We start from the raw sequence: 22,165 nt of genomic DNA, 5'->3' as shown, positions 1-22,165 counted from the left end.
AGATAGCAATTTTTACGATATGATGGGTAATAACTGAAGCCAAAAAACAGGGCAGATTTGCGCTATGTCAATAAAAGTTCTAATACTACCTTTGAAATAGTTGATCCAATATCTCTACAGAAAGTCCACCGCCAATATCCAGCATCCAATATCATCTGAAAGATCTGTTCTAAATCCCTTACAGAAACCGAAAGCTTTTATCCTTGATCCGGAGTGCATCGAGGTTTCTTTTGAAAAATCCTGAAAGACCATATAGCAACATCCAATATCGTAGTAGAAAGCCCCTAATCCGGTAGACCTAAAAACCCAGTCGATATCCTAAAAACCCAACCACCAAAAACAGAGAGCACCTGTATCCAATCCAATGCCTTTGAAATGAGTTTACCTTCGATCGATTCGACTGAAAGATTAAGACATTCAAAAAGCCATCGCTTCAACGGAACGATGGCTTTTTGATTTTTGCTTATCTTAACAGCTATGAAGATCAAAACCTTTTTCTCCGCCATCGCTTTCCTGGCCACCTGCTTCCTTTCCCCAACAGCTTTACAGGCACAACAGATCGAACTGCTCACCAGCGGCACAGAAACCAGCCTTCGCGGCCTTAGTGTTGTCAATGACCAGGTAATATGGGTCAGCGGCAGTAAAGGCAAAACAGGCCGGTCTGTTGACGGCGGGAAGACCTGGCAGTGGACCACTGTACCCGGATTTGAAAAAAGGGATTTCCGTGATATTGAGGCCTTTGATGATAAAACGGCTGTTATCATCGCCATTGCCGAACCGGCCCATATCCTCAAAACCAACGATGGCGGGCGCACCTGGAAAACCGTCTTTACCGATAGCACCAAAGGCATGTTCCTCGACGCCATGGATTTTTATGACAATAAAAGAGGCATTGTAGTAGGTGATCCTATAGACGGTAAAGTATTTCTGGCTACCACCGATGACGGCGGCAGCACCTGGAAAAAAATGACCACAACGGCACTGCCTGCCCTGGAAGGCGAAGGTTTCTTTGCCGCCAGCGGCTCCAATATCTGGTACCATAAAAAAGGGCTCTTCACCATCGTATCCGGTGGTAAAAATGCACGGCTATTTGATCCCCGTGGTGCACAATCCCTCGACATTACACAAGGCCGTGAAATGACCGGTCCCAATTCCATAGCCATCCATGGCAACCAGGCCATCATTGTAGCCGGAGACTATGATAACCAAAAAGACACGACCAAAAACTGTCTGCTGTCAACAGACGGTATGAAAACCTGGCAGGCGCCTGTTAAAGGGCCACAGGGGTATCGTAGCTGTGTGGTATACATCAGTTCCCAAAAGCTGATCACCTGCGGGGTGCCGGGTGTAGATATTTCTGTTGATGGCGGTAATCACTGGCAATCTATTTCGACAGAAGGCTTTCATGTATGCCGGAAAGCAAAGAAAGGCAATGCTGTGTTTTTGGCGGGCAGTAATGGGAAAATAGCAAAGCTCATTCAATGAGCTATGAGCCACGAGCTTCGAGCTAAAACAGCGAAGAACAGGGCTCGTAGCTCGGCGCTCACAGCTCGAAGCTATTTCTTAAACATAAAATACACCGCTCCCAGTAAAAAGGCGAAGCTCACCAGGTAACGCCAGTGAAAGGGCTCTTTCAGGTAAATCACTGCAAAAACGGTAAATACGATCAGGGTGATCACTTCCTGCGTCATCTTCAGTTGAAAGCCGTTAAACCCGTTGGAAAAACCCCAGCGGTTGGCAGGCACCATCAGGCAATACTCCAAAAAAGCAATGCCCCAACTCACCAGGATGGCCTTCCACATAGGCAAATGCTGTTGCCTCAAATGGCCATACCAGGCAATCGTCATAAATATATTTGACAGCAGCAGGAGAATAATAGTTCGCATATTCGGTTATTTTTGTGCAGGCGATAACAATGTGCCGAAATTAGAAATTCGTATATTCATCACAAAAACTATCAATATATGATATCCAGCAAAATTGACGCAGCCCTCAACCGGCAGATTGATCTGGAAGGATTCTCTTCCATGTATTACCTTGCCATGGGCTCCTGGGCCGAAGTAAAGGGTTACACTGGCGTGGCGCAGTTCCTGTACCATCATTCCGATGAAGAGCGTTTGCACATGCTTAAGCTGTTCCATTATATCAATGACCGTGGCGGCCATGCCATCGTTCCTCCTTTTGCTGCACCGCAGAAAGACTTTAAGAACATCCAGGAGATCTTCGAGATCGTTCACTCCCACGAGGTAAAAGTATCCAATGAGATCAATGCCCTCGTAGAGCTTTGCATACAGGAGAAAGACTATACTACCCATAACTTCCTCCAATGGTACGTAACCGAGCAGATTGAAGAGGAAAGCCTCGCCCGCCAGATCCTTGACAAATTAAAGCTCATTGGCGAAGACAAAGGCGGTATGTACCTTTTTGACCGCGACCTGGGCACTTTAAATCCACATGGCGGCGCTGGCGGTGGAAAAGGGAAAGGCGGTCATGGACATTAATGCCAATGTGATAATTTGAAAATACCCATAAATGAAAAATCCCGCACGAAAGCGGGATTTTTTTGATTTATTGTTCTGACCAGATTCTACTTCGTTAATTAAAATTGGTAACCCCGTTTCACAAAGCCATTTTCAAATTATCACATTAATTCAGGCTTCTGAAATCCACCGGCACCAGCTTACTTACACCGGGCTCCTGCATCGTTACCCCATATATAACATCCACTGAGCTCATCGTCATCTTATTGTGCGTAACAATAATGAACTGGCTCTCTTCACTGAACTTGCGGATCATATTCGTGAACTTACCTACGTTCGCATCATCCAGCGGCGCATCCACCTCATCCAGGATACAGAACGGAGCAGGCTTGATGAGGTAAATAGCAAACAGCAACGCAGTAGCCGTTAACGTCTTCTCTCCACCGCTCAACTGGGTAATGGAAGAAGGACGTTTACCTTTAGGCTTGGCAATAATATCAATGCTGGTTTCGGCCAGGTTCTCCGGATTCTCCAGGATCATATCGGCCGTATCATCTTCGGTGAACAGTGCCTTAAATACCTTCTGGAAATTATCACGTACCCGGTTAAAAGTATCCAGGAACTGCTGATTGGCGGTGGCTTCCACTTCCTGGATCGTCTGCAACAGGCTGTCCTTGGCGGTCACCAGGTCATTCTTCTGTTCCAGGATAAACTCATAGCGTTTCTTCATCTCCTGGAAAGCTTCAATAGCAGTGGGGTTTACCTCGCCCAGGTTCTCCAGGCGCTTCTTCATACGGTCACATTTCTCCTGCAACTCTTCTGTCGGCGTATCCCCTGTCCTTGGCTGGTCAATAATGTCATCCAGGTTAATGCGGAACTCCACATTCAGCCTTTCCTTCATACCGGCCAGTTGCAGCTTCAGCTCATTCAGCTTGTCCTTGATCTCCGTGAGCAGGTGCTCCAGCATCTCCCGCTCTTTTGTCTTATGCCGCAACTCACTTTCCTTTTCACTCAGTGTATTGCGCAGGTTATAATAAGCCTGGTCTGTTTCATTCAATACCTTCTCCGCTTCTTCCTTCTTACGCATCAGGTCCAACAGGCCGTTATCGGCATTGGCCAGGGTTTCTTCACTCTCTGTAATGTTCTCCGCCGTTTGTTTCAACTGGGAGGCATTGGTATCTATCTGGGTGCGCAGGCCGGTGAGCTGATTGCGTTTGAACTCCAGTTCCTGGGTCAGCGCATTGATCTTGCTGTGCTGACGTGTTACCTGCAGGTTAAACTCGTTATATGTAGCCAAAGCACTGTGGTACTGGCTTTCTGCCGATTTATAATCCCCTTCCGCCGCCTGCAGTTTATCGCGCACTTCATTCAGCAGGCTTACCAGTTGCTGCCACTCTTCACGTGTGCCGGAAATAGAAGAAGTCGTATTCTCCAGGTTCATCTGCAACTCTTCCAGCCTGTTCTGGGAGGTGCTCTTCATACCATGCAGGTTCTCGATCTTATTCTGCAGGGAGAACACCAGGTTGGTGAGGCGGTTAATATCTTCCTGGGCTTGCTTGATCGCTGTTTCCTTCAGTTGCTCATTATAACCGATCACCTCATTGTGCTTTTCCTGGATAGCTGCCTTCAACTCATGCACGATACGCTCCTGCACCTGTATCTGCTCATGCAGCTTTTCCAGGTTCTTGGCGCGGCCGATCTTCTTTCCTTCAAACATGCCCACGCTGCCACCGGTCAATGAGTATTTTCCTTTTACATACTTACCGTGCTTTTCCAGTACAATAGAACCATTGCTGTTCTGGAGGGCTTCTTCATTCTCTGCAATAAATACCTGCCCCAGCAGGTGCTCTGCCAGTTGACGATATTGCGCGTCCACCTCAATCACCTGCATCGCAGGGATCGTGCCTTCCGGCTGGTGGGCAACACCTTCCCCATTCCCGTTCAGCTTATCCAGCAGGAAGAAATTGGCTTTACCTTTTTTATTTTCATCCAGCAGGTGTACCGCCTGCAAACCTTCCTGCAGGTCATTCACCACATAATAGTTCAGGTAAGGCTCCAACACATTTTCCACGGCTGCGCGGAACTCTTCTTTCACATAAATAATATCGGATAAAATAGGCGCCGTATGATTCCAGTTGGGATTCTTGTGCAGGAACTTCACACTCTCGGGATAGCCTTCCATGGAGTCGATCAGGCTTTTCAGCAGGTCATGCTCATTCTTCCGGGCATCCAGCTTACGGCTTTCGTCTGCCAGTTGCAGACGCAACTGCTCCATTTCACCCTGCGTTTGCAGTATCTGCTCTTTGGTGCGTTCATGGTGTTCCTGCAACTGTTGCAGGTCGCGCTGGCGGCTTTCCAGTTCTTCTTCCTTCGTGATCCGCTCTTCTTCCAGTTGCTTCAACTGGCTGTTGCGTACCTCCTGCTCTTCTTCCAGCCGGGCAATGCTTTGCTCCAGGTTACGGATAGAGTTATCAGCAATCGCCACCTTCTTTTCTGCTTCAAACTGGTTGCGCTGCATATTCAGGTTCTCACTGCGCAGGCTATCCACATGCACGCGTTTTTCATCAAACACTTTACGCTTCTCTTCACTCGCCTCCTTCAGATCATCTAATTGCTGGGTAAGACTTTCCAGTTTGCCCTCTTCCTCTCCTACCTGTATACGGGTGAATTCAATGCTCTCTTCCAGTCCCTTCAATTGTCCTTCACTTTTATTCAGGAACTCCTGCAGGTTGTTTTCCTTTTCCTTCAGGAAATTCAACCGCTGGGAAGCAAGGTTCTTATCGTTCTCTTTTGTGCGTAAAGTCTGTAACAGGTCGTTAAACTCGTGCTGCATGCTTTGCAGGGCGCGCTCCTTCTCAATAAACCCTACCTTCTCCTGCTCGATCACCGCTTCTTCATTGGCGATCTCCGCTTCCAGCCTGATCTTCTTATCGGTTTCCGTTTCTGCCTGGCTGTTCAGATCGCGGTAAGTAAGGTTAAATCCTTCCAGGGAAGCCTTGGCCAGTTCGATGCTTACCTCGCGGTAATCTTTCTTGATCTCGTAATACTTCTCCGCCTTCTTCGCCTGGTTTTCGAGGCTCTTCAACTGGTTGTTGATCTCAAACAAAAGGTCTTCAATACGCGCCAGGTCCTGCTCGGTAGCATCCAGCTTCTGTTTGGCTTCCTTCTTACGTGTCTTATATATTGTAATACCAGCAGCTTGTTCCAGCATGCGGCGGCGGCTGTTCTCCTTATCCTTAATAATCTCATCTACCATGCCCAGCTCAATAATGGCATAACTGTCGGTGCTCACACCGGTATCCATAAACAGGTTCTGGATATCTTTCAGGCGGCACTGCACATCATTGAGGCGGTATTCACTTTCACCGCTTTTATAGAATTTCCGGGTAACAGTAACGGTATTAAACTCTGTCGGGAGCAGATTACGGGTGTTTTCAAAAGTGAGGCTTACTTCGGCCAGGCCACTTGCAGAACGTGTTTTGGAGCCGTTAAATACCAGGCTCTCCAGGTTTTCGCTACGCAGGTGACTGATCTTCTGTTCGCCAATTACCCACCGGATACTATCGATGATATTACTTTTACCGCAGCCATTAGGCCCGATAACGCCGGTAATACCCTCATCAAAATTCAGTACGGTCTTGTCGGCAAAACTCTTGAAACCTTTAATTTCTAAACTCTTTAATCGCACAGTGTCTTAATTTTTAAGGACAGCAAATATAGAAGAATAGGGGTACAAAATACATAGGACAATAGTTACTCACACAGTTACACACAGGGAAATATACACAAACACTGCACCATGTGGATATCCCCGGCAAGTTGTGGATAAAATGGCCTTGCACCGTGCATAAATCTCACCCGGAATGCACCCATAAAAGCACGATAACTCCTTGTTATATAACAAAATTGGGTAAATTGGGAATACCACTTGATGCGGCTTATAGCTGGAGTTGACATACATTTACCCGCAAAAAGTACGTGAACAGTACCCTGCTCAACCTCGCCAAGCGGATAAAATCCATTGCAGACACCGGCCTTGTGTACAATACCAACGATTATGACCGGGAACGGTATACCGAATTACTGGAGATCAGCCATGAAATGGCGGGGCTGCTCATTAACCAGCCCATAGAAGTGATCAAAAGCTTTTATGCGCCCAATACAGACTATCCTACCCCCAAAGTAGATATACGGGGACTTGCGCTCAATAAAGCGGGTGAAATATTACTCGTAAAAGAGATGGCCGATGGAAAATGGACCCTGCCTGGCGGCTGGGCCGATATCGGTTTATCCCCCTCCGAGGTCATTCAAAAAGAGTTCCGGGAAGAAACAGGACTAGCAGTAAAAGCCACCCGCCTGCTGGCGGTATTTGATAAGAGATGCCATCCACATCCGGCTCAGGCATTCTATGTATACAAATTTGCCCTACTGTGTGCAATAACAGGAGACATACAGTTTCAGAAGGGATTCGACATCCTTGAAGTGGCTTTCTTTCCAGTTGATCAGCTACCGGAATTATCGGAAGACCGCATCCTGCGTTCACAGATCGAACTACTCTATAAAAAAGCAGCAGACCCGAATGCCGCTGCGTATTTTGATTAAATAGCCGTTTTCGCCATTTCCCAGCCCAGCATTGCTTTCTTACGTTCGGTACCCCAATGGTATTCACCAATGATCAGGTTCTTGCGGATGATCCGGTGGCAGGGTATCAGGTAAGCAATGGGATTGGCGCCTACGGCCGATCCTACCGCCTGCAGGGCATTGGGCAGCTCAATATGGCGGGCAATAGACTGGTAAGTGGTTACATTGCCATAAGGCACCTCCAGCAGGGCATTCCAAACTTTCACCTGGAAATTGGTCCCTTTCACCAGTACACTCAGCTTTTCCTGCTTGCCCGGCTTGCGGTTAAAAATGGCATTGGCCATCACTTCTGTATTCCGGCTGTGCTCCCGTACCGTAGCATTTTCCCAGGCCTTTTCCAGCTCTTCCACCGCTGTGCTCCGGTTGTCTTCCTGCAGGAAGGAGAGGTGACAAATACCACGTCCGGTTACCCCTATAATACACTCGCCAAAAGGCGTATTGTGAAAGCCATAGTCTATGCGGATGCCACTACCCTTCTCCTTGTATTCCTGTGGTGTTACCGCTTCCAGGTTCACAAAGAGATCATATACCCGCGACTGGCTGCTCAAACCGGCTGCATCGGCCGCATCCAGCAGGTTGTCAAAACCGGTAATCCGGTGTTTCAGGTAATCGGTAGTGAGGAATTGCAGGAAACGCTTGGGGCTGATGCCTGCCCATTCTGTAAACACACGCTGAAAGTGAAAGGCGCTCATATTCACCTGGGCCGCCACCTCTTCCAGGCTGGGCTGAGCACGGAAGTTGACATACAGATAATCAATAGCCCGTGCTATTTGCTCGTATTGGTAAGCATTCGTAGTCACAGGTTCAAAATTTAATATTTTTTCTGATAGCATAACGTATTAATTAGTATATGCAAATTCCCTGTATTTACCGGCCTGCTCAACCCGTTTCTTGCTATATTTAACAACCCGGGAATACAACTTTTCAGGGCTATTTCCGATCTTGGATAAACAGACAATTCTTTACACTTGAAGATAATCTATTACATTTTATTGACACTGATTGTTGGCGCCGGCCGCACCGCGCAGGCCCAGCAGGTGGATAGTATTTTCTTCCACCTCTATACCGACAGCCTGAAGAAAGGGGTGCACAATTACATTAATGTAGACGGGAAACTCTCCAATGGCCGTTGGCTGCCCCTCACCGCCAAAGAGTTAAACTTTACCGCTTCGGCCGGCAAATTCGACAATTGTAACCTGATCCTCGATACTGCCTTTAAGGGGGAAAAAGTGACCGTAAAGGCCACCCTGAAGAGCAATCCGCAGGTCTGGAAGGAGGTCACCATCTACCTGAAAACGGTGGATATACCGGAACGGCTGAGAACGGTGGATGAAATACTGCAGGGAGGTAATGCCCCGGCCCGGAAAAGCAAGCGGAACAGGAGAAATTCTTAGTTTTTGTTTCCACCATCTCACAAACCCAGCAGCACAGAAAGAGACTGCGGGATAAAGGAGACCAACCCCTTTTCTATACCTCGTCCGTACTTGTCCCTTGGTTATTCTCCGGCTATACCCTGGATTATCCCCGGATGAAGGCCTCTATAGGAGCTCTATAGCTCCTCTATAAAAGCTCTATAAGAGCTCTATAGTTTTTTCCGCTACCACGATGTTTCGTATACTGTAAACTATTAAAATTAAATGACTTATCCAATAAAAAACGCCCCTAAAAAAGGGGCGTCTATAATATCATTTACTCACTATATGTAAGCTTATTTCACACCAGCCAGTGCAGGAGCAGCCATTTTCTTGGCATCTTCCAGGAACTTGGCCAGGCCGATATCAGTAAGCGGGTGTTTCAGCAATCCTAAGATGGGTTCCAGCGGGCTGGTTACCACATCAGCACCGGCCTCTGCACACTTTACAATGTGGAGCGGGCTGCGGATGGAAGCTGCCAGTATCTCTGTTTTGTACCCTTGGAGGTTATAGATATGGGAGATCTGCTCAATCAGTTGTACACCATCCCAGTTACTGTCGTCCACACGGCCAATAAAGGGAGAGAGATAGGTAGCGCCTGCTTTGGCGGCCAGGATAGCCTGACCGGCAGAGAATACCAGCGTACAGTTGGTCTTAATACCATTGTCAGCAAAATACTTGATCGCTTTAATACCATCCTTGATCATTGGCACTTTCACCACGATATTCGGGTGAATAGCAGCCAGTCTTTTACCTTCTTCCACAATATCCTTGAATTCAGTAGAGATCACTTCAGCGCTGATATCACCATCTACCATTTCACAAATAGTGAGGTAATGCTTCATCACTGCATCTTCACCTTTAATACCTTCTTTGGCCATCAGGGAAGGATTGGTAGTAACACCATCCAGGATACCTAATTCATGAGCCTCTTTAATCTGAGCCAGGTTAGCTGTATCAATAAAAAACTTCATACTATTACGATTTTGAAATGTTAACTTGTTGTAAGCGGTAATGGCCACTGAATGGGAAGCGATCTCTTTGAAGGGAAAGATGTGTGCAGGTTACCATGGGCCATGCTCTTGGATAAAAGAAAAGAAAAAAAGGCAGATTACTTACATCGCACCGCTACAACCGCCTACCCTTGCTGCCTTCCGGCCCTGGGGGGGTTCAGCAGGAGCTGGTCGTGTAAGACCTGCCGGCTGCAAAGATACGTCAAAACAATTAATTACTGATTATTGATTATTAATTATTTCACATTCGCTAACAATCAATTCGCTCCAGCCACAGCAGCTCCGGTATGCAACAACTAATAATCAATAAGTAATAATAAATAATTTCCTCATCGCCTTCCCGTCAGTGAATTCACCGTTGTCACCCCTACCAGCTCATCGGCACGGCCGCCCAAGGGGCGATAGTATACCAAAATAGTATAGTTATTCTCCGACTCCCAGTAATTGCCTTCTGTAAACTCAAAAGAAGGGAGCCGTTTTTTATCATTGCGGTCAACTGTGGCATAACAATAATCATAATACCCCGTCTTCAGGAACAACGATCTTTCATACACACCCCGCTCTGTATTGAATACCATCTTGGCACTGTCGTCCAGGTTATAATTCGTAAGCTGTCCTACAATAAAAACATCCTTATCCGGGAAGGGAGAATTATTACCCGGCACAAACGTGAAATTCACCGTAGCATAATCAGCCTGCCAGTAAGGATTCACGCTTTCCGTAGTCTCTATCGTGAACATACCATTATTATCCCGGAAAAAATTAAACCGCTGGGGGCTCCTGTTGGCATCCGGTTTCACGATCACTTCTGTACTGGTGGCGCCATACTTCACCCGTTCTACCCGGTCGCTCTGAAAACGGAAACTGCGGATATCCAGCCAGCGCCACTCCTTCCCTGCCGGGAATACGGCATCATTCTCCGTATTATACTCCAGCACATTCCTTGAAAAGAAAGAAGGACGGATATTCGTCACGGCATTGTCCCAGCGATTGTTCTGCATGATCACTACATGGATCTGCTGGAACTGGTTCACCACATTCAATTGTTCATTCAACGCTATCTTGAACTGTATCTTCTGGTGGGTGCGGAAGATCTGTCCATTAAAAGGTTGCTGTATCTGGGCGGTAATCGCAGCGGCTTCACTCCACACCATCATCCGTTTCGTGAAAATGAGTTTGGAAGTATCCCCATTCAGGAAAACCTTTAAAATATAATTGCCCGAGCGGCTGGGCATGCAATTCTGGTCGGGCAAAGTAGCCTGGTAATGGGTATAACGGGTAAAAGCGATAGAAGAAATACGGTACGTGTTAAGGCGTTGCTGGGAAAAGCCTTTAATAAAATCAAACTGGCTCAGGATGGCAGGCGTCCAGTCGGCATTGCAAAGCTGGAAAGTATAGGAATAATTTTTAACATTGGCGTCCAGGTCGTCAAAATGCAGTTCCAGCGCGCCCATAGCGCCCAGTTTCATAATGGGAACACCCAACTGGTTACCAGCCTGGTGCAACAGCACTGTTTTAATGCGTGGCGAATAAACAGCATCGGGTATCTGCGCCTGCATGGCTACAGACAGTTGGATCAGGAAAATGGATAAGATATATTTCATCCGTTAGTTTTTATTGTTTTTGGGCCGGATGGAACGTCCTGGACGTTTCCATGCGCTGAAGTTATAGAAATCCTCTAAAAGACAGCTTTTTCGAATGGTATGGTTGCTTTCTGCTATTTTTACGACCGAAAAATCATGCCGATTGAATATCGCCGCTTTTATAGCCCGACGCATCGCTTTTAATCAACAACGGTCATTTTCCCGCTTTGTGATACGCCTTTCCATAGGCGCTACTATTATCAGCGTAGCTGTCATGATCCTCACCCTGGCCTTTGCCAGCGGATTCCAGAAAACCATCAGCCAGAAGGTATTCAGCTTCTGGGGCCATATCCGCGTGCAAAGCTTTGATGCTGTGCGAGTATCTATTGCAGAAGAAGTACCCATCCCCATGAGTGATTCGGTACTCAACCTCAAAAAGACCAATCCGGCCATCAAAACAGTGCAGGCCTTTGCCACCAAAAATGCCATTCTTAAAACATCCGAGACCATAGAAGCCGTATTACTGAAAGGAGTGGAAAAAGGGTATGATTTCAATAACCTGCAAAGCTTCCTGGTAGAAGGACGCTGGGTAAATTTTACCGACAGCGGGTACAGCAATGAGATCAACCTGTCTGCCTATACCGCCTCCCAGCTCAAACTTAAAGTAAATGACCAGGTCATCATCTACTTTATTCAGCCCGGCTCCCCTTCTTTCCGTCCCCGTAAGCTGACCGTAGCCGGCATTTTCAAAACAGGTATTGAAGACTATGATAAGCATATTGCCATCGGCGATCTGAAGTTGATACAACGTCTCAATAACTGGGATTCCACCCAGGTGGGCGGCTATGAAATATTCCTGCATGACTTTAATCAAATGGATAAGGTAAGTGAGGACATTGTGCCGAAACTTCCCATTGGATTACAGGGTACTACTATCATGGACATTTATCCGAATATCTTCGACTGGCTGGGACTGCAGAATAAGACCATTGTCATTGTACTGATCATCATGATCGTCATTGCCACACTCAACCTCATTACCTGCCTGCTGATACTGGTATTGGAACGCACCCGCATGGTAGGCGTGCTAAAGGCGCTGGGCGCCCGGAACAATATTGTACAGCGGATATTCCTGTACCATGGGGCTGTTATTACCTTTACCGGTCTGCTCCTGGGCAATGTTATTGGCCTGCTCATCTGCTGGCTGCAGCAACGCTATGGATTCATCCCCCTGCCGGAAGACGCTTACTGGATGTCCAAAGCCGTGGCCGATGTAGTATGGTGGCAGGTAGTATTGGTGGATATAGGCACCTTCCTCATTTGTTTCCTGGTACTGCTGATCCCCACCATCATTGTAAGAAAAATACAGCCGGTGAAGGCTATCCGCTTTAGCTGAAAACAGTTACGAGCTTTGAGCCACGAGCTACGAGCCCTATGCTTCGCTGTATTTGCTCGAAGCTCACAGCTCGTCGCTCGAAGCTATTTAACGATATGTGAAAGTATGATGCCCGTAGCCACTGCTGCATTTAAAGATTCTGCCTGTCCTTTACGCGGAATCGTAATACGGTGGCGGCAAAGCCGCAGCAACTCTTCATGAATGCCCTTCGATTCATTACCGATCACCAATATGCCTCCCTCTACCGGAGGCAGCTCATGCAGGTTGGCGCCATGCAGGGTAGCCGCCCAGGCAGGCACATCCGCATGCTGCTGCATAAAAGCAACCAGGTCTTCATACATCACCTGCACCCGGCTGATGCTGCCCATGGTGCTTTGCACCACCTTGGGATTGAAAACATCGGCACATTCCCTGCTGCAAATAACCGTGTCAATGCCAAACCAGTCGGCGCAACGGATAATAGTACCCAGGTTGCCTGGGTCCTGGATGGTATCCAGCATCAGGGAAAGCCGCTCCCGGTAACTGGTGATTTTGGCAAATACAGGCTTTTTAAAAACACCGATCACCTGGTTGGGCGTTTGCTGCAGCGAAAGCCGTTCCAGCTCCTGCTCACTTACTTCAATCGCCCCGCCAGCCGCTATTCCGCTATGTTGTGCCATCCATTCCTGCACGGCATACAACTGCTGCACAGCCACGTTGGGCGTACTTAAGAGTTCGTTAATAATCTTCGGGCCTTCAGCAATAAATACCCCTTCTTCGTCCCTTGATTTTTTCTGGCTTAAACTTTGAATATATTTGACCTGCGATTTAACCAACATTTGCACCCCGTTTAAAGTTATATGTCATCCGGCCAGCAAGTTACTTTTTTTACTTTTTCCAGGTGGTCTTTATATGGCCTGCTGGGTTTACTACTGGCCGCGTCCTGTACCGTGCCGCGTAAGTATAATTCCGCCAAACCCTTTGTGTATAAGACTACCATTAACATAGCAGGCAAAACGCCCGATTATGACCGGCAGGAATTGCAGACCAAATTGCAGGCCCAGGTAGATGACAGCCTCAAGGCGCCGCTGGTTTCCTATGCCGGCGTTTATCGTGAGCTAAAGAGGCCGCCTGTATTTGATTCCCTGAACATTGGCCGGTCAAAAATATTCATGACCAACCTGCTTAACTCACTGGGTTATTTTCAACCCACCATCCGGGATACATTTTTTATTGATACGGTGCCCAACAGGCGTAAGGGTGAACAGAAAAGGGTATACCTCACTTTCACGGTAACGCCCGGTATTGCCCTGCACATGGATTCCATAGGCTATGCCCTGGAAACACCTGCCTTGCAGGCGCTGGCCCTGAAGTCCCGGAAAGAATCACTCCTGAAAAAAGGAGCGCCTTATTCCGACCAGAAGGTAAATGCGGAACTGGACAGGTTGCTGGGCATGTACCGCGACAGTGGCTATTACAAATTCACCAAAGAAAATATCTATGCCGAGCGTGATACGGTGGTAGCTGCGCTCATTGATCCTACGCTGGACCCTTTTGAGCAATTACAACTATTAGATTCCCTGCGTAAAAAGCGGGAAAAGCCTACCATCAATGTAGTGATCAAACAAAGGCCGGTAAAGGACAGTTTCCATATCCGGAAATTTTATATAGGTGATGTCAAAGTATACCCCGATCTGTCTGTACTGGATGATACCACCTTTGTACCCAAAGACAGTGCTGTTATTGACGGTTATAAGATCCTGTACAGCTCCCGGCGGTTTAAGTTGCCTTTCATTGCCAACAATATCCGGCTACGGCCCGGGTCGCTCTACTCCCAGCGCCGGTATTACAGGGTCATCAACACTTTTAACCAATTGGGCGCCTGGCAAAATGTAGACCTCAGTCTGCAGGAGCGCTATGACAGTGTTCCCTTGCTGGATGCTGTATTACGCTTATACCCTGCCATGAAGCACAGCCTTAATGTTGACTTTGAGACCAGCCGCAACGTAAGTGACTTCCTTTCGCAGGGAACCTATTTTGGTATTGGTCTCAACTTCCGGCTACTGAACCGCAATGCCTACCGGGAAGCCATACAAACCAGTACCAATGCCCGTTTTGGTATAGAGATCGGTACCCACCTGGTACAAACCATACAGGCCAGCCTTTCGCACAATATCTACTTTCCAAAGATCATCATTCCCGATTTCCTGCTCAGGTTGTTTCCGCGGAAAACAACGGGAACTGACCGCACCATTGCCAGGCGTACTGTGCTGAACCTGAATGGTACCTATACCAACCGGCGCGACTTCTTCACTGCCCCCTCCTTTAACAGTTCCTGGGGGTATGAATGGACACGCAGAAGGACCCGTGCCTCCGATCCTGATAATATTGCCCAGCGATGGACCAAGAGTTACCAGCTAACTCCTTTAAACTTTGAGTATACGAACCTCAAAAAGACGGATAGCCTGATAAAACTGGAACAAGCCATCCCGGCCTACCGTTTTGCTTTCAATGATGGTATGATCATTAGCACCATCTTCAGCGCTACTTTTGGACGGCAATATGATGAAGACAGGAAATTCACCCTTATCCGGGGACGCATAGAAGAGAGTGGCGCATTGTTTGGCCTCATCCGGAGATTAGAACTGGGCGACCTTCGCCGGTTCGTGAAACTGGATGGGGAGTTTAAGCATTATATTAATTACAAGAAATCGTCCTGGGCCTTCCGGGTATTTGGCGGCGTAGCCTTTATTTATGGTAAAACGGATACCGGCAGCGTAGTAGTAAAAGAAGTAAAAGAATATAATCTCCCCTTTTTCAAAGCATTTTTTTCAGGAGGCCCTTACAGCATGCGCGCCTGGCAGGTACGGCGGTTAGGCCCCGGCTCCTCTACCCTGTATGATCAAACGGATAGCACCCGGGTAGACCGGTTTGGCAACATGCAACTGGAGTTTAACGTAGAATACCGCTTTAACCTCACTACCATTGCAGGCATTAAGATCAACAGCGCTTTATTTACAGATATCGGGAATATCTGGAGTAAGGAGTTCCAGGATGGCAAGGAAATACCGGAAGCTTCTTTCAAATTAAGCCGGTTATACAAAGATATTGCTGTAGGAGCGGGTACCAGCTTACGCCTGGACTTTGAGTTTTTCCTCATCCGCCTCGACTGGGCTTACCGCATCAAGAATCCACGTTATGCCAGTGTAAATAATGGCTGGTTCCAGAAATTGGATATCGGCAGCGGGCAATTGCAACTGGGCATTGGTTATCCGTTCTAAGCCGTTCCACTTACTTTTCTATTGCTTCTTTAATCATTAGCTGCGCTTGTTCTATTGTCATCGATTTATCCAAAGTAAATTCTCCTATGCGCGTGCGGCACAGGCTGCTGAGGTGACCGCCACAACCCAGGGCGGCACCCACATCATTGGCCAGGCTGCGTATATAAGTACCCGTAGAACATACTACCCTGAAGTGGATCAAGGGTAATTCAATGGCTGTGATCTCAAAAACCTTAATAGTGATCTTCCGGGGCTCCAGTTCTACCTGCTCACCCCTGCGGGCCAGCTCATACACCCGTTTGCCATCTTTCTTAATGGCCGAATGAATAGGCGGCACTTGTAAAATATCACCGGTAAACACTTTTGTTACCGCCTCCAGTTGCACCGGCGTAATGCCGCTGTAATCCTTGAAATTTTCCGGCTCACTTTCCAGGTCATACGTGGGTGTAGTAGAACCAAGGGTAATGGTGCCGGTATATTCTTTTTCCCGGGCCATGTATTCATTAATACGCTTCGTGAACTTACCGGTGCACAGGATCAGCAGGCCGGTAGCCAAAGGATCGAGCGTACCTGCATGACCTACTTTTTTGATCTTCATTTGCGCCCGCAGCTTCCGTACCACATCAAAAGAAGTCCACTCCAGCGGCTTATTGATCAACAATACCTGACCATCTGCAAAAATATTAGGGATACCCTGCTCCATGCGGCGAAGATAGGAAAACAGGCATTTTAAATAGCCTGCCTTGCTTTCAATTCAAGATACTTATTTACGGTATTCACCGTGAGGTTTTGCGGAGCAGTAAGGATAGTGAAGATACCATGCTGCTGCAGCTCTTTAACGATGAGCTTTTTTTCATGCACAAACTTTTCAGCAATGGTTTTTACATACACCGATTCAATATCATTGGCTTTGGATTCTGTAAGCTGACGCAACTCCGTATTCTCAAAGAATACCACCAGTACCAGGTGATTGCGGGCAATACTCCGGATATAGGGCAACTGGCGCTGCAGGCCGCTCATGGATTCAAAATTGGTAAACAGCACAATGAGGCTGCGTTGGGTAATACGGGTGCGCACGAGGGCATACAACTTCTCAAAATCTGTTTCCAGGAACTTCGTTTCCTGGTTATACAGGGTTTCAAGGATACTGCCCATCTGGGCAGCTTTGCGGTCGGCCGGCAGGAACTGACCAATATTTTCGGCAAAAGTGATGAGGCCGGCCTTATCCTGCCTGATCAATGCTACCCGGGAAAGTATCAGGGTGGCATTAATGGCATAATCCAGCAAGGTCATCCCTTCAAAAGGCATTTTCATCACCCGGCCTTTATCAATCACACAATACACCTGCTGGCTGCGTTCATCTACATAATTATTCACCATCAACTGGCCGCCTTTACGGGCAGTAGCTTTCCAGTTAATGCTGCGGATATCATCACCAATAACATATTCCTTGATCTGTTCAAACTCCAGGCTATGCCCAATCTTGCGGATCTTCCGGCTTCCGGCTTCCGCCAGGTTATTGGAATAGGCCAATAGCTCAAACTGGCGCAGGGCCAGGTAGGAAGGCATTACCTTCACCATCTGCTCCTGTGGCGTGATTATCCGGCGCACCACCAGGTTCAGCGGACTTTTTACAAAAACATTGATATCATGAAACAGGTATTCCCCCCGCTCTACCGGACGTAACTGGTATATCAGCCGCTGCTGTTCACCACCGGCCAGTGATGCCTGCAATACAAAATCACGTTGCTGGAACTGGACCGGGATCTCGTCAATGATCTTTAGCTGCACCCGGAATGGATAATGGCTTTTCAACACCAGTTGCACCTTATTATTATCGCCGTTGCTGAAGCGCTCCGTCAATTCACGCTCCGCCACTACTCCTTTTCGTTGCAGGAACAGGATGGCATAATCCAGCAATACCAGCACAATCAGGAATAAAAAAGCCAACTGTCCCACCAGGAAGAGGAAAGACCAATTGAACGACACCAGGAATAAAGTGATCACTGCCACCAGCGACCAATAGAACCGGCGGCTGAAGAATAATGGCTTGATATAATTATTGTAAAAACGCAAGTTTCGTGTTTTGTAATCGGGTTCTTTATTCTTCTCTCTTACCTTGGTACTTCCACTCCTTGTATGACCTGCGTGATCACATCATCGGTAGAAGCGCCCTCCATTTCCTTATCGGGCGTCAGCACAATGCGGTGGCGCAATACAGGCGGAATAATATAAATAATATCTTCCGGCGTCACGAAATCACGGCCGCGCATGGCAGCCAGCGCCTTGGCACCGTTCAATATACCAATAGATGCCCGGGGAGAAGCACCCAGGTAAATGGATTTGTGATTACGGGTATTGGCCACAATGGAAGTAATAAAGCTGATCAGCTTTTCTTCTATGCGGATGGTACGTACCTGCTTGCGCAAAGCATCAATCTGCGCTGCACTGATCACCGACGTTACTTCGTCCAGCATACTGTTTAGCGTAGTATGGTGATGATTGAAAAGGATGCGGAACTCCTGCTCCAGTGTAGGGTAAGTAACATTGATCTTAAACAGGAAACGGTCCAGTTGAGCTTCGGGCAGGTGATAAGTACCTTCCTGCTCAATGGGGTTTTGTGTGGCTACCACCATAAAGGGGGCTGCCAGCGGATAAGTTTGCCCGTCTACCGTAACCTGCCTTTCTTCCATCACCTCAAACAACGCCGCCTGTGTTTTGGCCGGGGCACGGTTGATCTCATCTATCAGCACAATATTGCTGAAAATAGGTCCTTTCTTAAACTGGAAAGACGTTTCCTTAGGGTTGAATATAGAAGTACCGATCACATCGCTCGGCATCAGGTCGGGGGTAAACTGGATGCGGGAAAATCCCACAGAGATACTTTTACTCAGTAGTTTGGCCGTCAGTGTTTTGGCTACGCCGGGCACGCCTTCAATAATAACGTGTCCGTCGGCCAGTACTGCGGTCAGCAACAATTCTACCATCTGTTCTTGTCCTACCACTACTTTAGCGATCTCTCCCTTTAAGGTTTCTACCGATTGCTGCAGGGAGCTAAGATCGGTGCGGAGTTCAAAAAAAGTCTCTTCCATGTAATGAGGCGTTGTTTATGAATGTTTCGCGCTATCAGGCGTATTGATAAAAAGTTTCGAGTTTATGGTTCAGTTCCAGCAAGGCATGGTCCGATACCTGTGGTGCATCCTGTGCATACTGCAGGACATATACCAGTGAATGTATAGCCTGCTGGTCATAACCGCTCTTATAGGCCAGCCGTTGTACAAAATCGCTGTCCATTACAGTAGCACGGATATTGTAACGGCTGCGCACATACCCCAGGAAATGAACCAGCATCTTATGCGCCAGGTCTTTATTATCCTTGCGCTGAAAATACATACGGCCTATCGTCTTCACAAAATCAAGAGAGGCGTTCTTTACCGGTGCTATCACTGGAATAATGCGCTGCTTACGCTTCGATTCAAAGAGATAGATCAGCAACAGCAGTAACAATAGCAACCACCAGGCCCATGCCAACGGTTGCTGGCCCAGCAACCATCCAAGGGCAGAAAAAGTGTCCTTTGCACTTCTACCACCTTTACCATTACCGTTTACACTGTTGCGGAAATAATCATCCCAGCGTACCAACTCCGCATTGCGCGGCATCCAGGACAATACCTGGTCATAATAGCCTTTATTACCCTTATGAAGCAGGAAGAAATTGGTGAGGGACATAGGCGCCAGGTGAATATAAAAAGCACCGCCGCTTTCATAAGCTATCTTTACAAAATTGGCCTTGCCTTCCTTATTTTTCCCCAATACCGTAGTAATGGAAGAATCTACATTACTAAAATAGTTATCCAGCGCCATGCCGGGATAAGAATACCTGCTTTCCTGCCAGGATACCGGATCAAACACACGTACCGTAAGGGAATCATGCCCATTAAAAAAGCCGGTATACAGGGAAGCTTTCAACTGCAGGCTGTCCAGCAGGTTTTCATCAATACTGGAAGAAGAAATAAATACCTGGGTACCCTTGCTCACCATGTCAAAAAGCCCTTCCATTTCTTTATCATCCGGCATCACCGAATTGGCAATGATCACATAACAGGTCTTGTTCGCCTTAGGATTGTAAGAATTGGAAAAAATATCATGGGTATTCTCCTTATGATAAGGATCGGGGGAAGTCTTTGTATTCTCTATAGAAGCTTCCGGAAAGATGCGCGCCAGGTTTTCATGGGCATAATAAGTACCATAAGGTATCTTATCATTGCGCCAGAGCGTTACCCGTTCGTTCAGCTTTTTGGTTTTTATACAACCAGTTAAGCCTGCCAGCAGCAGCAAACAATAAGATATGTACAGCAGGGAACGGCTCACGGCTTTACAGTATTAAAAAAATGTTGAAAATTCTGTTGTACCCTGTTGAACTGGTCTTCAGACAAGGCAAACTCACCATACCATACATATTCATACACGTGGGTAAGAAAACGGAATTCATTACCTATGCCATAAGGATGTACCTGGTTGATGTATTCATAATTGGTGGCCTGTGCATGATAACGGATCCACCCTTTCTCATGCAGCGAGCGCAGGGATTTGATATACATGAACCGGATTGCCGACCGGTAATTGCCTTCCCGTATGGCAGACTGTATCTTCTGGTCCAGGTTCTCATCATCAATCTCCCGCTCCTCGGTTATTGCTTCCTCTTTTCTGCGTCGGGATGCGCCGGTCATATACAGGTTATTTACAACGATCACCCGGTAAATGATCAGCACAAAGACCACTCCCAGTATAATGTACATAATCATGCGCACCGTGCTATCGGCAAAAAACCGGTAGAAATTATACCAGAATCCGCTTCTCCTGTCACTGGCGTCTTCTTCCTCTTCCTCCGCCTGCTTTTTTTTGCTCCAATATTCAGGATCATTGGCATAGGCAAAGGCTTCCTCCTGCTTCATCCTGTTCACCGCCGAATCCGGCACCTGGCGTAACTCAGGCGGTGCCGGCTTTACTTTCTCCTGCTCATAATCAGTATCCTCCTGTATAGTCGTTATGGTCCTGTCTCCAGTCGGCGTTTCCGATACCATCGTATCCACCGTCACCTCTTCCTCATCATCCTGCGCCATAACCAGGTAGGGCATGGAGAGCAGGAAGATGTATAGCAACATCCTGCCTGTTCTTTTCAATCCTATATTCAGTGAAACACGTAACATGCCTGGCTACTTCAGCGGTTTAATTGAAGCATTCTTTCTTTCTAACCTGATGGGATAGAGTACAAAATACCACAATATGAAATTAAATGATAAAGCCAGAATGGAAATGCTGATCCATTGTGGCATGGTGGAATAACGGGTCACATACCCCTCCAGGAAAGCGGCGGCTATAAATACCGGCACCAGTCCGATCATCAGTTTCAACCCATCTTTGGCGCCCTTTTTCAGAGAGTCAATGCGTTTACGGGTTCCCGGGAACAGGATACTGTTGCCCAGGATAAACCCTGCTCCGCCGGCAATAATAATAGCCGAAATTTCCAGGGTGCCATGGATCCATATCACCAGCACCGATGACCATCCCAGCCCCTTGGCAAAGAACATATACTGGAAAGCGCCCAGCATAACGCCATTGGTAAACAGGAACCAGGCAGTACCGAGGGACAAAAAGATACCGGCCACAAATACCATTAAGGATACGCGGATATTGTTGAGGGCAATGCCCAGGAACATAGAGACCTTGTCTTCATCCTTATACACGCCAAAAGGATCGCCTTTGGCAATATTGTCCTCTGTCATTTCCACATAATGATCTCCCAGCACGCCGCGCACAAATGTTTCGTCATGCGAAGCCGAGAACGCCGCCATAATGGCCAGGGAGGTAAAAATGAGAAAGGCATACAACAACTCACGGTGGTGCTTACGCACCGTTAAAGGCAGCTCCGTTGTCCAGAAACGGGTAAACCGGGAGCTTTCTTCCCGTTTATTCTTATAAATGCCGAGGTAGATTTTGGAGGCCAGCCCATTGAGGTATTGGGTAACCTTGCTGTGCGGATAAAAGGTCTTGGCATACCCCAGATCATTGACCAGCTCAGTAAACTGCTGCGCCATCTCGTCCGGGTTGGAAGCAGCCTCATACTGGTACTGTTTCCATTTGTCAATATTTTTTTTCAGGAAAAGACCTTCTCTCACCGGGGGTACAATTTTAAGTTTCTCAAACCTACAGGAAAAAGTCCATTGAACAAAGACTGATAACCAGTGTTATCGGTGTTTTTCAGCGCCCTTTTTTAATAGGATTACAAATTTGTGCAATTTGTACAATCCGGGCAAACCATGGTTTCCGGTATAATTCGTGCAATTTGTGTAATTTATTAATTTTAAGAGCGTTTACAG

At 47.3% G+C, this 22,165-nt stretch carries 18 protein-coding genes and 1 other RNA gene; 6 read left to right on the top strand and 13 right to left on the bottom strand.

Annotated features, from left to right (window positions below):
- Positions 1 to 477: 477 nt before the first annotated feature.
- Complete coding sequence (locus HB364_RS11675; protein ID WP_167288157.1) at positions 478 to 1,485, top strand: WD40/YVTN/BNR-like repeat-containing protein; 1,008 nt, start codon at positions 478 to 480, stop codon at positions 1,483 to 1,485.
- 71 nt (positions 1,486 to 1,556) lie between these two features.
- Here HB364_RS11675 and HB364_RS11670 read toward each other — a convergent pair whose 3' ends face one another.
- Positions 1,557 to 1,886 carry a DMT family protein gene (locus HB364_RS11670; RefSeq protein ID WP_167288156.1) on the bottom strand — a complete coding sequence of 110 codons (330 nt, stop codon included), beginning with the start codon at positions 1,884 to 1,886 and terminating at the stop codon, positions 1,557 to 1,559.
- A gap of 78 nt (positions 1,887 to 1,964) precedes the next feature.
- Between HB364_RS11670 and HB364_RS11665 the strand changes: the two genes are divergently transcribed.
- Positions 1,965 to 2,501 carry a ferritin gene (locus tag HB364_RS11665; protein ID WP_167288155.1) on the top strand — a complete coding sequence of 179 codons (537 nt, stop codon included), beginning with the start codon at positions 1,965 to 1,967 and terminating at the stop codon, positions 2,499 to 2,501.
- A gap of 145 nt (positions 2,502 to 2,646) precedes the next feature.
- On the opposite strand, the gene smc is transcribed toward HB364_RS11665, so the two are convergent.
- The gene (gene smc, locus HB364_RS11660; protein ID WP_167288154.1) at positions 2,647 to 6,168 is read right to left on the bottom strand and encodes a chromosome segregation protein SMC; all 3,522 of its coding nucleotides are present in this window, start codon (positions 6,166 to 6,168) and stop codon (positions 2,647 to 2,649) included.
- 290 nt (positions 6,169 to 6,458) lie between these two features.
- Here smc and HB364_RS11655 point away from each other — a divergent pair, with 290 nt between their 5' ends.
- On the top strand, positions 6,459 to 7,082 hold the full coding sequence (locus HB364_RS11655; protein ID WP_317170694.1) for an NUDIX hydrolase: 624 nt from the start codon (positions 6,459 to 6,461) through the stop codon (positions 7,080 to 7,082).
- On the opposite strand, the gene HB364_RS11650 is transcribed toward HB364_RS11655, so the two are convergent.
- Positions 7,079 to 7,921 carry a bifunctional helix-turn-helix domain-containing protein/methylated-DNA--[protein]-cysteine S-methyltransferase gene (locus HB364_RS11650; RefSeq protein WP_208419937.1) on the bottom strand — a complete coding sequence of 281 codons (843 nt, stop codon included), beginning with the start codon at positions 7,919 to 7,921 and terminating at the stop codon, positions 7,079 to 7,081. The two genes, HB364_RS11655 and HB364_RS11650, sit on opposite strands and share 4 nt — an antisense overlap.
- A gap of 168 nt (positions 7,922 to 8,089) precedes the next feature.
- On the opposite strand from HB364_RS11650, the gene HB364_RS11645 reads away from it, so the two are divergent.
- The gene (locus tag HB364_RS11645; protein ID WP_167288152.1) at positions 8,090 to 8,515 is read left to right on the top strand and encodes a hypothetical protein; all 426 of its coding nucleotides are present in this window, start codon (positions 8,090 to 8,092) and stop codon (positions 8,513 to 8,515) included.
- Between the two features lie 314 nt (positions 8,516 to 8,829).
- Here HB364_RS11645 and fsa read toward each other — a convergent pair whose 3' ends face one another.
- From fsa to HB364_RS11630, 3 genes are all read right to left on the bottom strand, one after another.
- Positions 8,830 to 9,507 (bottom strand): fructose-6-phosphate aldolase, encoded by a 678-nt coding sequence (gene fsa / locus HB364_RS11640; protein WP_167288151.1) that lies wholly within the window; start codon positions 9,505 to 9,507, stop codon positions 8,830 to 8,832.
- A gap of 127 nt (positions 9,508 to 9,634) precedes the next feature.
- Positions 9,635 to 9,734: signal recognition particle sRNA small type (ffs, locus tag HB364_RS11635), an RNA gene on the bottom strand.
- Between the two features lie 141 nt (positions 9,735 to 9,875).
- Positions 9,876 to 11,150, bottom strand: a complete 1,275-nt coding sequence (locus HB364_RS11630) for a type IX secretion system plug protein (RefSeq protein ID WP_167288150.1) — start codon at positions 11,148 to 11,150, stop codon at positions 9,876 to 9,878.
- 142 nt (positions 11,151 to 11,292) lie between these two features.
- Between HB364_RS11630 and HB364_RS11625 the strand changes: the two genes are divergently transcribed.
- Entirely contained in the window at positions 11,293 to 12,525 is a 1,233-nt protein-coding gene (locus HB364_RS11625; protein ID WP_167288149.1) for an ABC transporter permease, read from the top strand.
- Between the two features lie 83 nt (positions 12,526 to 12,608).
- Here the strand turns inward: HB364_RS11625 and HB364_RS11620 are convergent, their stop codons facing one another.
- Positions 12,609 to 13,343 carry a TrmH family RNA methyltransferase gene (locus tag HB364_RS11620; RefSeq protein ID WP_167288148.1) on the bottom strand — a complete coding sequence of 245 codons (735 nt, stop codon included), beginning with the start codon at positions 13,341 to 13,343 and terminating at the stop codon, positions 12,609 to 12,611.
- Between the two features lie 21 nt (positions 13,344 to 13,364).
- Here HB364_RS11620 and HB364_RS11615 point away from each other — a divergent pair, with 21 nt between their 5' ends.
- Positions 13,365 to 15,785, top strand: a complete 2,421-nt coding sequence (locus HB364_RS11615; RefSeq protein ID WP_167288147.1) for a BamA/TamA family outer membrane protein — start codon at positions 13,365 to 13,367, stop codon at positions 15,783 to 15,785.
- 10 nt (positions 15,786 to 15,795) lie between these two features.
- Here HB364_RS11615 and truB read toward each other — a convergent pair whose 3' ends face one another.
- From truB to HB364_RS11585, 6 genes are read right to left on the bottom strand one after another with little or no spacing between them, the layout of a single operon-like run.
- Positions 15,796 to 16,488, bottom strand: a complete 693-nt coding sequence (truB, locus tag HB364_RS11610) for a tRNA pseudouridine(55) synthase TruB (RefSeq protein ID WP_167288146.1) — start codon at positions 16,486 to 16,488, stop codon at positions 15,796 to 15,798.
- Positions 16,489 to 16,514: 26 nt separating this feature from the next.
- A complete protein-coding gene (locus HB364_RS11605) occupies positions 16,515 to 17,861 on the bottom strand; it encodes a DUF58 domain-containing protein (protein ID WP_167288145.1) in 1,347 nt (448 codons plus the stop codon).
- Positions 17,862 to 17,899: 38 nt separating this feature from the next.
- Complete coding sequence (locus HB364_RS11600) at positions 17,900 to 18,877, bottom strand: AAA family ATPase (protein WP_167288144.1); 978 nt, start codon at positions 18,875 to 18,877, stop codon at positions 17,900 to 17,902.
- A gap of 34 nt (positions 18,878 to 18,911) precedes the next feature.
- The gene (locus HB364_RS11595) at positions 18,912 to 20,156 is read right to left on the bottom strand and encodes a hypothetical protein (protein ID WP_167288143.1); all 1,245 of its coding nucleotides are present in this window, start codon (positions 20,154 to 20,156) and stop codon (positions 18,912 to 18,914) included.
- Positions 20,153 to 20,995: a DUF4129 domain-containing protein gene (locus tag HB364_RS11590; RefSeq protein WP_167288142.1), complete on the bottom strand. Its 843-nt coding sequence runs from the start codon at positions 20,993 to 20,995 to the stop codon at positions 20,153 to 20,155. The genes HB364_RS11595 and HB364_RS11590 overlap by 4 nt, the downstream gene beginning before the upstream one ends.
- Positions 20,996 to 21,001: 6 nt before the next feature.
- Positions 21,002 to 21,964, bottom strand: a complete 963-nt coding sequence (locus HB364_RS11585; RefSeq protein WP_167288141.1) for a stage II sporulation protein M — start codon at positions 21,962 to 21,964, stop codon at positions 21,002 to 21,004.
- Between the last annotated feature and the right edge of the window lie 201 nt (positions 21,965 to 22,165).

Origin of the sequence: Paraflavitalea devenefica (assembly GCF_011759375.1) — a bacterium.
Lineage (GTDB): Bacteria > Bacteroidota > Bacteroidia > Chitinophagales > Chitinophagaceae > Paraflavitalea > Paraflavitalea devenefica.
Note: the sequence above shows the minus strand (reverse complement) of the source record. Positions and strands in the feature narration are given on the sequence as shown.

What these genes read in the sequence shown, in the direction of transcription:
- HB364_RS11675 (WP_167288157.1), top strand. Translation starts at nt 478, where the DNA reads ATGAAGATCAAAACCTTTTTCTCCGCCATCGCTTTCCTGGCCACCTGC.
- HB364_RS11670 (WP_167288156.1), bottom strand. Translation starts at nt 1,886, where the DNA reads ATGCGAACTATTATTCTCCTGCTGCTGTCAAATATATTTATGACGATT.
- HB364_RS11665 (WP_167288155.1), top strand. Translation starts at nt 1,965, where the DNA reads ATGATATCCAGCAAAATTGACGCAGCCCTCAACCGGCAGATTGATCTG.
- fsa (WP_167288151.1), bottom strand. Translation starts at nt 9,507, where the DNA reads ATGAAGTTTTTTATTGATACAGCTAACCTGGCTCAGATTAAAGAGGCT.
- HB364_RS11630 (WP_167288150.1), bottom strand. Translation starts at nt 11,150, where the DNA reads ATGAAATATATCTTATCCATTTTCCTGATCCAACTGTCTGTAGCCATG.
- HB364_RS11620 (WP_167288148.1), bottom strand. Translation starts at nt 13,343, where the DNA reads ATGTTGGTTAAATCGCAGGTCAAATATATTCAAAGTTTAAGCCAGAAA.
- HB364_RS11615 (WP_167288147.1), top strand. Translation starts at nt 13,365, where the DNA reads ATGTCATCCGGCCAGCAAGTTACTTTTTTTACTTTTTCCAGGTGGTCT.
- truB (WP_167288146.1), bottom strand. Translation starts at nt 16,488, where the DNA reads ATGGAGCAGGGTATCCCTAATATTTTTGCAGATGGTCAGGTATTGTTG.
- HB364_RS11600 (WP_167288144.1), bottom strand. Translation starts at nt 18,877, where the DNA reads ATGGAAGAGACTTTTTTTGAACTCCGCACCGATCTTAGCTCCCTGCAG.
- HB364_RS11590 (WP_167288142.1), bottom strand. Translation starts at nt 20,995, where the DNA reads ATGTTACGTGTTTCACTGAATATAGGATTGAAAAGAACAGGCAGGATG.